Annotated in this window: 10 protein-coding genes and 1 tRNA gene; 3 read left to right on the top strand and 8 right to left on the bottom strand. The window is 28.2% G+C overall.

Annotated elements, in window-relative coordinates; genetic code table 11:
• Positions 1-21: 21 nt before the first annotated feature.
• The 3 genes from ARA19_RS01215 to ARA19_RS01205 all read right to left on the bottom strand — a co-directional run bounded on the left by ARA19_RS01215 (position 22) and on the right by ARA19_RS01205 (position 3,910).
• Positions 22-948 carry a decaprenyl-phosphate phosphoribosyltransferase gene (locus ARA19_RS01215; protein WP_242862368.1) on the bottom strand — a complete coding sequence of 309 codons (927 nt, stop codon included), beginning with the start codon at positions 946-948 and terminating at the stop codon, positions 22-24.
• Between the two features lie 435 nt (positions 949-1,383).
• Positions 1,384-2,394: a CPBP family intramembrane glutamic endopeptidase gene (locus tag ARA19_RS01210; protein ID WP_055069136.1), complete on the bottom strand. Its 1,011-nt coding sequence runs from the start codon at positions 2,392-2,394 to the stop codon at positions 1,384-1,386.
• 217 nt (positions 2,395-2,611) lie between these two features.
• Positions 2,612-3,910 (bottom strand): competence/damage-inducible protein A, encoded by a 1,299-nt coding sequence (locus tag ARA19_RS01205; RefSeq protein ID WP_055069135.1) that lies wholly within the window; start codon positions 3,908-3,910, stop codon positions 2,612-2,614.
• Between the two features lie 421 nt (positions 3,911-4,331).
• Between ARA19_RS01205 and ARA19_RS01200 the strand changes: the two genes are divergently transcribed.
• The 3 genes from ARA19_RS01200 to hydF all read left to right on the top strand — a co-directional run bounded on the left by ARA19_RS01200 (position 4,332) and on the right by hydF (position 7,632).
• Positions 4,332-4,577: a TM1266 family iron-only hydrogenase system putative regulator gene (locus ARA19_RS01200; RefSeq protein ID WP_055069134.1), complete on the top strand. Its 246-nt coding sequence runs from the start codon at positions 4,332-4,334 to the stop codon at positions 4,575-4,577.
• Positions 4,578-4,588: 11 nt separating this feature from the next.
• Positions 4,589-6,016 (top strand): [FeFe] hydrogenase H-cluster radical SAM maturase HydG, encoded by a 1,428-nt coding sequence (hydG, locus tag ARA19_RS01195; protein ID WP_055069133.1) that lies wholly within the window; start codon positions 4,589-4,591, stop codon positions 6,014-6,016.
• A 341-nt stretch (positions 6,017-6,357) separates the two neighbouring features.
• Positions 6,358-7,632: a [FeFe] hydrogenase H-cluster maturation GTPase HydF gene (gene hydF / locus ARA19_RS01190; RefSeq protein ID WP_055069132.1), complete on the top strand. Its 1,275-nt coding sequence runs from the start codon at positions 6,358-6,360 to the stop codon at positions 7,630-7,632.
• 60 nt (positions 7,633-7,692) lie between these two features.
• Here the strand turns inward: hydF and ARA19_RS01185 are convergent, their stop codons facing one another.
• The 5 genes from ARA19_RS01185 to ARA19_RS01165 form a co-directional block, all read right to left on the bottom strand.
• Positions 7,693-8,646, bottom strand: a complete 954-nt coding sequence (locus tag ARA19_RS01185; RefSeq protein WP_055069131.1) for an ROK family protein — start codon at positions 8,644-8,646, stop codon at positions 7,693-7,695.
• 153 nt (positions 8,647-8,799) lie between these two features.
• Positions 8,800-9,021 carry a hypothetical protein gene (locus ARA19_RS01180; protein WP_341381261.1) on the bottom strand — a complete coding sequence of 74 codons (222 nt, stop codon included), beginning with the start codon at positions 9,019-9,021 and terminating at the stop codon, positions 8,800-8,802.
• Between the two features lie 297 nt (positions 9,022-9,318).
• Positions 9,319-11,406, bottom strand: coding sequence for an elongation factor G (fusA, locus tag ARA19_RS01175; protein WP_055069129.1), 2,088 nt, complete (start codon positions 11,404-11,406; stop codon positions 9,319-9,321).
• 608 nt (positions 11,407-12,014) lie between these two features.
• Positions 12,015-12,944 (bottom strand): polysaccharide deacetylase family protein, encoded by a 930-nt coding sequence (locus ARA19_RS01170; RefSeq protein ID WP_055069128.1) that lies wholly within the window; start codon positions 12,942-12,944, stop codon positions 12,015-12,017.
• Positions 12,945-13,268: 324 nt separating this feature from the next.
• Positions 13,269-13,343, bottom strand: a tRNA-Asn gene (locus ARA19_RS01165).
• Positions 13,344-13,875: the final 532 nt, after the last annotated feature.

Here is a 13,875-nt window from a genome sequence, read left to right as displayed (position 1 = left end):
TGAAATCCTCCTACCCTTGTCCTATTTATTGAAATAAATAATTATAACAGCACTTGAAATTATCCATAATAAAACATCTATCATTATAGTTTTATCTGTTAGCACTGCTTCTGTAGGGCTTCCCCCTGTACCTTTTTTCTCTGCTAAGTATTTATATCTAAATAATCCATATACAACGAATATATTTGTAAACATCATATAATTATTAGCAGGATATGCTACAAAGGTATAAATTGCGTAACATACAAGGGTACAAGTTACTGAAATATTAGAGTATTGTATTAGTAAATCCTCTGAATAATCCTCCAATATTTTTCTATGCTCTGTTGCTTTATCACTTAATTTCACTAGTTCATTTTTTCTTTTTTCAAAACCTAAGAATAAAGAAATAAAGAATGTACAAAGTATTATCCATCCTGATAACTTAACGTCTATTACTATACCACCTGCTGTAATTCTTAAAATAAAACCTATAGCTATAGATACAATATCCACAATTACTATATGCTTTATTTTAAATGAGTATAGTAAATTATTTATTAAGTAAAGTACTATTACTATAAAGAGGTCTCTGTTTACAAAATATGACCCAATTAAGCTTATTAATAATAATACTATTAAAGCTCCAATAGCCTGAGGTACTTTTATAGCACCACTAGCAATAGGTCTAAATCTTTTCTTTGGATGCACTCTATCGCTCTCTACATCTAAAATATCATTCATTATATATACTGTTGATGATGTTAGGCAGAATAGTATGAATGTTATTATAGATTTTTCAATCTTACCCTCCTGAGCAAAGCTATAGGAAAACAATAAAGGTGCAAAAACAAATAGATTTTTTATCCACTGCTTAGGTCTCATTAACTTCAATAAATTGAAGAAAAACCCCCTTTTCATAGGATCTCCTTGCTGAGCTTCATTCCTTTCTTTTAAGTCTAAACTCACATTATCACCTCGTTATAGCTACTCGCTATTTAATTTTTTAAAGCTTATTAACTGACGTCTAAATATTATATCATAATTCATCATACTTTTTTCCTTTTCCCAGTAAAAAGTACTAGTTAATATTAGAATATTTTTCTAAGTAATATAATAAAATACACTTTCTTATTGCATTATTTTTATTTTAATAGATTTTTTAATATTTATAATCTAAATATTTAATAAATTATGTAATTTATTATGTTTTCTAAATTATTATTTTTATTGAATATAAAAAATGAGTAGTCTTTTCTTTAATATAATCTATCTAGATTCTTACTTACTCATACTACTCATCTTATTTTTTAATTTTTTTATCTAAATAATTAATACTTCATACTTTTTAGTTGAAGTCAAAACTCTATCTAAATTAAATCTTAGTTGCTTCTACCTGAATACCTACTTAAGCATAGCAATTAAAGCCATATAAGCAATATAGACAATAATTATTAAAACTAAAGGTATATTTACTACCTTTTCAGAGACTACTTCACTTCTTGCATTAAATCTATTTTCACTCTCTACTCTAGCCACATCCTGCATTTTTGATTTTTCCATACTTTTTATTATAAGAGAAATTAAATAAGCTGCACCAATTGCAAATATTCCAATGAAGATCCCCATACCTATCTTGGACATAAGAGGAATTTCCTTTAAGGTTTGAGTAGCTTGATCTATATCACCTATAGAAGGTATTGAATCTTGCACTGACGTTAAAACCTTTTGCATTGAATTTTGAATTGATATTAAACCTCTTTGTAATAATAGTTGTGTAGTATTTATAGTGAAGTGAGCTATCATAGCAGGTATTAAACTATTAGCTGCTGTTACAACATAAGCAAAAATTACTCCCATAGCAAAGGCATATAAAAATTGGTGTGGATTTAAATGAAGTATTCCAAACATTAATCCAGACATTACTGCCCCTATATGCTTGTTCTTAAACTTATATCCTGATAAAACAATTCCCCTTACAGTTATTTCTTCACTTATAGCTGGTGTAACCCCTATCATTAATACCATAAGCCAAAGAGGAGTTTTACTTAAATTATCTAGCATTGCTGCCACATCATTATTAACAAAGAAAGAAGCTATATATGAAAAAAACATCATTACAGGTTGTGCTAAAAAAGCCAACGCAAATGATAAAAGAACTTCTTTTCTTGATATTTTATTTAATCTAAGTACTTCTTTAAAACTTTGTTTAGTTATTAATATATAGATTATAGCTGGTAGCACAAACATTATAAAGTGTGCAGCAATTAGAGCCACAGGTTGACTAAGACCTAAAGTTACATATAGAAATGGTGATAGAACTATAGGTACAATTATAGATATTAGTAATATAGCTAGAAAAAATAAATTCGAGCTTAAAATTGGTCTTCTTACTTTTTCACTTTGATTAATCATTTCATCCCCCTAAATTTTTTTTTTAAAATATTTTATTTAAATGTATAAAAAACTATTACCGTGGTAATACTTATTACTGAGGCAATAAGCTTCAATCTTATAATAGCCTCTCCCCCATTTTATTTTTTATGTGGCCTTAGCAGTGAATATTCACAGCTAAGGCTGTTTTATTTTTTAATATACTTTTTGTAACTACCACTGATTATTTTTTATCTATTTAAAGTTCCTCATAATATGGTACAGTATTAAGTCCTTCCTTTTCCATTATAAGTCTTCTTAACATATCCATTGCATATAACACAGTTTGAAGTCTTACTCTTTCCCTATTTCCTGCAAAATTAAATTTCTTAGCAAAAACTTCTCCATCAAAGTATACTCCAACATAAACAAGTCCTACTGGTTTCTCTTCTGTTCCTCCACCAGGCCCCGCAATACCTGTTGTTGACAATCCAATCTTTGTTCCTGCGGCTTTAGCTATTCCTTCAGCCATTTCCTTTGCTGTTTCTTCACTTACTGCACCAAACTTATCTAAAGTTTCTGCTTTAACTCCAAGTCTTTTCATCTTTGCTTCATTACTATAAGTAACAGCACCTTCTAAGAATATTTCTGAAATTCCAGGATAGTTTATTATAGTCCCTGCAAGAAGCCCTCCTGTACAAGATTCTGCTGTAGCTATGGTTAATTTTCTATCAATTAACATTTCACCTAAAACTGTTTCAAGTTTTGTTTCACCTATTGCATAAACAAAAATTCCAATTCTTTTTATTATTTCATCTGCTATAGGTTCTATAAGTGCTTCACATTCTTTTTCATTTTTACCCTTAGCTGTTATTCTTAATATAGCTTCTACATCTTTAACATATGGAGCTATAGTTGGATTACTTTGATTGTCTATTAAATCTTTAACTATAGTTTCTACTGTTGATTCACCAACTCCAAAAATCCTTAAAACTCTAGATTTTAAAATAGCATTAGTTCTTTCTTCTAAGAAAGGAACTACATGATTTAAAAACATTGGTTCTAACTCTCTTGGTGGTCCTGGCAATACAGCTATTATTTTCTCTCTTTCATTATTATCTTTATCCTTCACTTTCCCTATCATAATACATCCAGGTGCAGTTCCATTTGGATTATCTAGAATTATTGCATCTTCTGGAAAATAACATTGCTTTTTATTGTTATCAGTTAAATCCTTATTTATTTTTTTAAAGTATGCTTCTAAATCTTCTAAAGCCTTTGTATTTAAAACTAATTCCTTATTTAAATACTTAGCTGCTGTTTCTTTAGTTAAATCATCCTCTGTTGGTCCAAGACCTCCACTAGTTATAACTAAATCACAATTTTCAAAAGCTCTTTCAAATTCTTCTAAAAGCCTTTTTTCATTATCTCCAACTACACACTGATGATAAACATCAACTCCTAAATTTGCTAACTCTCTTGCTAGAAATCTTCCATTGGTATTAACAATATCACCTAATAAAAGTTCTGTTCCAACTGCTATAATTTCAGCTTTCATAACTTATCACCTCTCTATTAAAGTATTTAACCTTAATTTTTATTTTTCATCTGTTTCTAAAATATCATATTTTTAGATTTTACATATTAAATTTATTTATTCCATAACCCTACTTATAAATTTTATCATATTAATTTGGAAAATATTATAATTAAATAATATTTAATATTTTCTTCACTCCTAAAATCGCCTACTACTTCTAAAATATTCTTATTCTTACTTCTATCCCCTTATTAAATTTTGTATAATATTATAGGATATCCTTTTTAAAAAGCATTTAGTCATTCCTTTTTAAAGAGAAAATCCAAATAAAAGTATTATGCCTAGCCCAATTGTAAGGAGTTCATTCTAAACAAAAAGGTAGTCGCAATTAGTGATTTTGTTTATTTTCTAATTTTACTACGAAAGGTTGTTGTAAACTATGGAAACAAGAATATCTGTTGTTGGAATAATCATTGAAGATCTAACCTCTATTCCTGCTGTAAATAATATTCTATCAGAATATAATCATGTTATTATAGGTAGAATGGGGCTTCCATATAAAGAAAAAAACCTTAGAATAATTTCTATCGTAATAGATGGAAGCACTGATATTATATCTGCTATAACTGGTAAAATTGGAAGATTACAAGGAGTATCGGTCAAGGCAGCTATATCTAAAAGATAAGGAGTTTTGTTATGTTCACTAAAACTGAAAATGAAAAATATAAAGCTGAGGATTTTATCAAAGATAGCGAAATAAGAAAGATAATTTCAGAAAGCGAAAAACTTGCTAATGACTCAGATCTTGTTGATAGCATTCTTGAAAAAGCAAGAAAAGCAGAAGGATTAAGCCCTGAGGAAGCAGCTGTGCTTCTTAGTATCAAAGATGAAAAAACATTAAATAAAATGTTTACTATTGCTAAAGAAGTTAAAGAAAAATTCTATGGTAAAAGAATTGTTATTTTTGCCCCTCTTTATGTAAGTAATTACTGTGTTAACAACTGTAGTTATTGTGGGTACAAACATTGTAATGAAGAATTAAAGAGAAAAAGACTTGATAAAGAACAACTTATTGAAGAAGTTAAAATTCTTGAAAGCTTAGGTCATAAAAGAATAGCTCTTGAAGCTGGTGAAGATCCTGTTAATGCTCCACTTGACTATATTATAGATTGTATCAAAAACATCTATTCAATTAAATTTGATAATGGTGCTATAAGAAGAATAAATGTAAATATCGCTGCTACTACAGTTGATGAATACAAACAATTAAAAGCAGCTGATATTGGTACTTATATATTATTCCAAGAAACTTATCATAAAGAAACTTATGAAAGATTACATGTTTCTGGACCTAAACACAACTATAACTATCATACAACAGCTATGCATAGAGCTAGAGAAGCTGGCATAGATGATATCGGAATGGGCGTACTTTATGGTTTATATGACTACAAATATGAAACATTAGCTATGCTTATGCATGCTAATGACTTAGAAAAAACTACAGGTGTCGGCCCTCATACTGTTTCAGTTCCTAGAATTCAAAAGGCTGAAAATGTTACATTAGAAAACTTCCCTTATTTAGTTTCTGATGATGACTTTAAAAAGATAGTTGCTACTTTAAGATTAGCTATTCCTTATACAGGAATGATTCTTTCAACTAGAGAAAAACCAGTTTTAAGAGATGAAATAATTTCCTTAGGTATTTCTCAAGTTAGTACAGGTTCATGTACTGGAGTTGGTGGATATTCTGAAAGCCACAGAGATCCAGAAGAAAAACCTCAATTTGAATTAGCTGATCACAGATCACCTGTTGAAATGATTGAAAGCTTAATGGAAGCTGGATATATTCCTAGCTACTGTACAGCTTGTTACAGAGAAGGAAGAACTGGTGAAGTATTTATGGATATAGTTAAAAGCGGAAATCTTGATAACATCTGTGAAGCCAATGCTATGTTAACACTTAAAGAATTCATAGATGATTATGGTACTGAAAAAACTAAAGAACTTGGTAATAAAGTTATTGCAGAGAACTTAAAAACTATAGAAAAACCTGAGTTTAAAGCCTCTGTTGAAGAAAAGCTTAATAAAATAGGTAATGGAACTAGAGACCTTCGTTTCTAGACTGTAAATAGGTATAAATAAAGGGGTCTGTATATTCAGTGCCCTTTATTTTTTTCATATATTAAAAATTTAAATCTCTCTTTCCTATTAAATATAAGATTTGACTTTGTAAAACATTACATATCTTTAAAAAGTTCTTTTATTATCTGTTAATTTAATATCCTAAAATAATTAAAAAATAAGGAAATATGATACAATATGTCTTAATGAAACAATCGAATAGACTTCCATTAGAGGTTATACGAGTAGTATAAATTTAGTCAAAGGATAAATTAAAATTAAATATTTATTTTATTTCATATATTAAATTATTAAATTCATTAACTTAGGAGGATTTAGAAATGCAACAAACACCAATAGCAAATAGACTCCACATTAGTTTATTCGGTAAAACTAATGTAGGTAAGTCAACAATTATAAACTCTATTACTAACCAACAAGTTTCTGTAGTTTCAGATTTTAGGGGAACAACTACAGATCCAGTATATAAAACAATGGAACTACCACCAATAGGACCTGTTGTTTTCGTGGACACTGCCGGCATAGATGACGATAGTGAAATAGGTGAACTAAGAATAAAAAAATCTGTAGATGTATTAAATAAAACAGATATGGTTGTTATGGTATTCTCAGCCGAAGAATTCTATCCTGTAGATAATATGGATGATTTCTTAAAAATACCTATATTAGAAGAAATGTTTGCCAAAGAAATAGCTTGGTATAATGAAGCTAAAAAATTAAATAAAACAATTATAGGTGCATTTAATAAATGTGATCTTTTTAGAGGATTAAATTCAGAAAAAGAAGAAGAATTTTACATAGATAAAGCACTTAATATGCTTAAACAAATATTCCCTATGGACTTTATAGTTCTTTATAAAGAGAAGAAATTTATAAATAGATTAAAGGATTGTATTATAAAGAATGCTCCAATCACATCAATAGATAAACCTTTAGTAGGTGATAAAGTAAAAGCTGGTGACAAAGTTATACTAGTTACACCTCAAGATATAGAAGCACCTAAAGGAAGATTAATACTACCACAAGTCCAAGTTCTTAGAGATTTACTTGATCATAAAGCAATGCCTTTAGTAGTTTCACTAGAAAATCTTAATGAGGCTCTATCTGTATTTAACAACAAGCCAGACCTTGTTATAACAGATTCACAAGTATTTAAAGAAGTTGAAGAAGTTATTCCAAAGAATGTTCCTCTTACTTCATTTTCAATACTAATGGCTAGATTCAAAGGTGAATTAGAATTACTTTACCAAGGAGCTAAAAAAATAAAACTATTAAAAGAAGGAGATAAAATCCTAATTGCAGAAGCTTGTACTCATCACAGTTTAAAAGGTGATATTGCTAGGGATAAGTTACCTAAATGGCTTTCAGATTTTTGCCCTGGAATAATAGTAGAAAACTACTCAGGACATGATTTTCCTGAGAATTTAGACCAATACGAATTAGTAATTCACTGTGGTTCATGTATGCTAAATAGAGCAGAATTCATGACAAGAGTGAATCATTGTAAAAATAAAAATTTAGCTATAACAAATTTTGGTATGGCTATAGCAGAACTAAATGGTATTTTAGATAGAGCAACTGAAATATTACTATAAGATTTTAGTTGATTACAACAAAAAAGAAAACCCAAATACAGGGTTTTCTTTTTTTTGTTTTTATAAATTTTTACTTTCAAGCATTGCAAGAGCAACTGCACCTAACATACCTGCATTTGTTCCTAAACCTGCAGGAACTATTTTACAGTTTTCTGCCATGGTTTTAAAGTTTCTTCTATTTACAACTTCTCTAACTTTATTGAATACTATATCTCCTGCTTTTGCTACTCCACCACCGATTATTATTATTTCTGGATCGAATGATGTTATCATGTTAGAAATACCTATTCCTAAGTAAGTTAAAGCTCTATCTATGATTTCTTTAGCAACTGTATCTCCAGCTTTAGCCTCTTCAAAAACTTCGTAAGAGGTTACGTTTTCATACTTTCTAAGTGAAGTTTCTACTTTACTTCTTAAAGCTTCATTTGCTCTTCTAGCTATTGCTGTTCCTGATGAAAGTGCTTCTAAACAACCATTATTTCCACATCCACAGGTTGGACCAAATGGATCTAAAGTCATATGACCTACTTCTAATGCATTGTATGTACTTCCTCTGTATACCTTACCATCAAGGACAGCACCACCACCAACTCCAGTACTTACCGTTACATATATCATGTTTTTAAGTCCTTTTGCTGCTCCTAACATATATTCTCCAATGGCTGCAACATTAGCATCGTTGTCTAAAAATACTGGTACATTAAATTCATTTTTAATTGGTTCAACTAATTTAAAGTTTTTAAAAGGTAAGTTTGGTGTTGTTACCACTATACCTTTTTCTATATCTAATGGTCCTGGTGAACCTATACCAATCGCCTTAATTCTATCTATGGAAACTTTACCAAGTTCCATTACTTTATTAATTGAGTCTACTATGTTGTCTAATACAACTTTCTCTCCTAAATGTGCTTCAGTAGGAATAGTCCATTTAGATTCCACTATTCCAGCCACTGTTGCTAGTGCGCAACTTATTTTTGTTCCACCTAAATCTACACCTATAACATAATCTTTCATAAATTAAACATCTCCTACAATAAAATTGAATAATCTTTTGTTAATCTAAAGTCTTATCTTTAATAAAAAACTTTCCTCAAAAGCATGTTCTATCTCTGTTTAAAATTATACCATAAAACGTATACATATTTATAGAACTTTACTAATAATTTTTTATGTGTTTTTGGAAGCTTTTATCTTATATACTCCATTATTTTCTATTTTCTTAGAATTAATGCTAAAATTTTTATCTTTTAACATTGAACATACTATTCTTATATTTTCTTCATTAGAACTATCTATAATAATTGTAAATTCATCATTACTTTCCACTATGCTTATGTAATCATATATATTGCTATAATCACACAATCCAATATTACCTCTTATCTCCATTCTATAATTACACATACTAATTTCCCAACTACAACCTATAGTAATAGTGGAATTCCCTCCTTAAAGCTTTTTCTTACATGGTTTTAATATACTTTCCTTATTCTAATTATAGAATATGCGTATTTTTAAATTATTATTCCAAATATATAAATTTTTTTCCTATTTCACTTATATTATTATAAAAAGTTCTAAAATCTCTCCTTTTTCATTCCATTTCATAAGTAAAAAAGTTTTAACTAAAAGAACTCCCCCCTTAAGAATTAACTATACCTACTTAAGGAGAAAGTTACTAACCTTTTACTTCTTCTTTGAAACTAATTCAATTATTTTATTTACTTCATTTGGTGGAACCTCATCATATCTTTCAAAACTCATTTTAAATTCACCTCTTGCTTGGGTTATAGACCTCAAATCTGTAGCGTATTTAAAGCTCTCAGACATAGGAATTTCTGCAATTATTTTTTGTATATTATTAGATTTTTCTATAGGTTCCATCCCTATTACTCTTCCTCTTTTCTTATTCAAATCCCCAATCACATCTCCCATATAGATTTCTGGTACCATTACCTCTATATGCATTATTGGCTCTAACAAAACAGGCTTTGCCAATTCTAACCCCTTTTTATATGCCATTGATGCTGCAACTTTAAATGCCATTTCTGATGAATCAACAGGATGATAAGAACCATCGTATAAAGTTGCCTTTAATCCTATAACAGGATATCCAGCAACAATTCCCTCTATCATTGCCTCTTTTAAACCTTTTTCTACAGCTGGAATATAATTTCTAGGAACAACTCCTCCAACTATTTCATCAATAAATTCTAATTCTTTTTTTCCATCTTTTCTTGCTTCAAATTTTATTTTTACATCACCATATTGACCATGTCCACCTGATTGTTTTTTGTATTTTCCCTGAACATCTGCTACACCTTTTATAGTTTCTCTATAAGGTATCTTAGGGAGCTCTAATTTAACATCAACTCCAAATTTATTTTTTAATTTATTAGCTATAATGTCAATGTGAGTTTCACCTAAACCTGATACTATAGTCTCAGCATTCTCAACATCTCTTTTTACGGAAAATGTTTTATCTTCTTCTCCTAATTTTGATAGACCTAAGGATATTTTATCTTCATCACCCTTACTTTTAGGAAACATAGCCATAGAAATAATAGGGTTTGGGAAATTCATCTTGTCATACTTTATTTTAAATTTAGGGTCGCAAAGAGTATCCCCAGTCTCTGTATATTGAAGTTTATTTACAGCCCCTATATCTCCAGCTATTATTCTTCTACTTTGAATTTGATTTTTTCCTAACATAAAAAATATATTTGATAACTTTTCTTGTTTATTCTTATTAGTATTAATAACTTCAGTTTCTGAAGTTAACTCTCCTGTCATAACTTTAAACATAGAAAGTTTCCCTACAAAAGGGTCTGCAATTGTTTTAAATACAATTGCTGAAAAATTATTTTCTTCTGATATACTAACCCTTATTTCCTTATTATCTTTTAAATCTATAGCTTTTTGTTTCAATGATAATTTTGGTGATGGAAAACACTCTACAATATCCTCTAACAAGGTTTCCATACCCTTACATTCTAAGGCACTACCACATAAAACTGGTGCTATTTCTCCTAAAGCACAACCTTTTACAAGACCCAAATACATTTCTTCATCTGATAAATTACCTTCCTCAAAGTATTTTTCTAACAACTCTTCATCAGTTTCTGCCACCGATTCAGCTAGCATTTGTCTACATTCATTTAATTTATCCTTATATTGACTTGGAACTTCACATTCTTCCATTCTTTGAGTTTTTTCATTAAATATCCGTGCCTTTCCTGTAATAATATTTATGATTCCACTAAAATTTGATTCTTTTCCTATGGGATACTGAACTGGTACAACACTTATTCCAAAATGTTCTTTTAATGAAGCTAAGGTTTTCTCATAATTTGAATTTTCTCTATCTAACTTATTTATAAAGAATGCCCTAGGTAAATTAATTTTACTACAATAATCCCAAGCTTTTTCTGTACCAACTTCAACTCCTGAAACAGCACATGTCACTATAAGAGCCATATCAGCTGCTCTCATTCCTTCTATAACCTCTCCTTTAAAATCAAAATAACCAGGTGTATCAATTAGATTAACCTTTCTTTCATCCCATTCCAAATATGAAATTGATGTTCCTAAAGAAATTCTTCTCTTCTTCTCCTCAATATCATAATCGCTTATAGTACTTCCTTCTTCAATTTTACCAAGCCTATCTATTGTTTTTGAATAGTAAAGAAGTGCTTCTACTAAAGATGTTTTTCCAGATGAACTATGTCCCATAATTCCTACATTTCTTAAATTCTCAATACTATATTTTTTCATATAACCACATAATTTAAATGTTTACATTTTAAATTATGCTTTCACCGCCTTCCTTTTTTATTTAAACATTGATCAAAATTAAAATCATTTTAACCTCTTTAGTTAAGCGATAATTCAAAATTAATCACCAAAATCTAAGCGTGTGAATATAAGTAAAAATTTTTAGCAATAATTTAAGATCTTCTAGATAATTTCGACTATACATTCAAATAGAATCAAAACTCTACCTGAATTAAGTCGACGTTTATATATTAAAATATATTAGAGTTTCTTATGAAATATTATTTATTTTCATTTCTAAAGGAAGATTTTATTGGAAATAAACATAGACAAGATATTTTATTTTCACCTTATTTTTTTTTAAATTTAAGTTGTTAAGAAAGTTAATTTTATACAATAAATTAAACCCTCAACATAAATTGAGGGTTTACGGCCTTTGCTTTATAGAATTACACTACGCATTAATACTATATTCTTTAAAATTATTTATTTTTAATTAAATTATTAGAGTTACATCTATTATTATACACCTTTTAAAAAAATATTAATACGCAAATTAAAAAATTATTTTAATTTAATAATTAAATTTTTTGTGAATTACTGCATAATTATCCTATTATTTTAAATTCATATCCTTGAGATTTATAATATTCTATTACTTCTGGTAAAGTCTGAATAGTTTTTTCCTTTGGTGCACTATCATGCATAAGTATTACAACATGATTCTTATTAGCAGAACTTTTCTTAACATAATTAAGCATTTCTTCCTCAGAATAACTTCTACCTTCTGCATCTCCATTTAAAGCATTCCAATCAATACTACTTATTCCTTCTTGATCAAAAGTCTTTAAGGCATCATCTAAATTTTTATCTTTTTTATAAATTCTAGTATTTTCTCCCCCTGGAAATCTTACTAAATTATTTTTAAAATTATCTCCCAAAATTTCCTTAAGTTCATTTTCTGTATCCTTATATTCTTTCATAAAAGCATCTAAGTCAATATTTCCACCTGGATAAAGTTTTTTAAAATTATGAGTATATGTATGATTTCCTAAAGAATTACCATTTTCAATTATTTTCTTTATAATATCCTTATTTCCTTCTGCCTTTTTAATATTTTCTCCTAAAATAAAGAACGTACCTTGTACTCCTTTTTCTTCTAATATATTTAAAACCTTTTCAGTTTGTACACTTGGTCCATCATCAAATGTTAAAAATACAATTTTTTTATCCTTTAATTCGCCCTCATATTCTCCATCTAGCATTTTTCTTACCTCTGCTGGGCTTACTGCATTTTTTTCTGCTTTATATGCATGATTTTTACCCTTAACAATTTCATTTTCACTTGGCTCTTTCTCACTATTTTCTCCTGCTTCTACAATGTTAGACTTTATTTTTTTATTTATCATATCATTTTTATTAACTACAACACCAACTATTGTTCCTACACCTAAAACCCCTGCCATTACAACACTAATAGCCATTACTTTAGCTTTTTTTTTACTTTTCAACATATTTTGTATATTTCTTTTCTTCATATTATCCCCCATTTTTTCATTATTTCCAACCCACTTCCCTTATTCTACCAAATAATAGTTACAAACAAGTAAAATAAATGTATAAATTTGTTTAATATGTTAAAGTTAATAAAATTAATTTTTTATTAATATAAACTGATATTTAATTTTTATAAAAATTTAACTCTATTTGAATTTTGATAGAAGTTATCGATAGCTATATATTTATTTATCTACAACTTATAAATATTTGAATGTTCCAAATTCTAGTGATTAAATAAAACAAATTAATTTTGGGCAAAAAAAAAAAAGAGCCATGCAATTTGCATATCTCTAACAAAAAAATGGCTCCGCAGAGAGGATTCGAACCTCCAACCTATCGGTTAACAGCCGAGTGCTCCACCCTTGAGCTACTGCGGAATAACTACAGTAACTATTATATACTTATATAAATATATTGTCAACACTTTTTATTTATTTTTTTATTTATTTCTTTTAACATTTTTAATTATTCTCTAACTAAGCATAAATCCTTTTCAAATATAATATATATTATTGAAATTTTATCTCTATTGTTACTTTTTAGTCTTAAAAAAATCCAATAAATTCAGAAATAATTTAGGTTAAATACGAGAAAAATAGTAAAAAGAAAAACTTAAAATCAGCCTTTTAAACTTTGTAATACAAGAAAGAAATCCATTACATCTTATATTTTTAACAAATTCTAATCTTGTTTTTGATTAAATAATCAATAAACTCTACAAATAAGTTAATATTTTAAAAAATAATTTATATTATAATTATATTTATTACATTTTTTATAAGCTTGAATTTTTTGTATAGAAGTGTATTATTAGTATATAAATTATTTTATTTATAAAAAATCATAATGTTTGTTATTCTAGGAAAGGTAAACGTTGTCAACTTTCCGCAATGCAGATTAAATTAAGCA

It is taken from the genome of Clostridium massiliamazoniense (assembly GCF_001403635.1).
Taxonomy (GTDB): Bacteria; Bacillota; Clostridia; order Clostridiales; family Clostridiaceae; genus Sarcina; species Sarcina massiliamazoniense.
The sequence above is the reverse complement of the archived record's forward strand: the minus strand, read 5'-3'. Positions and strand labels throughout refer to the sequence as shown.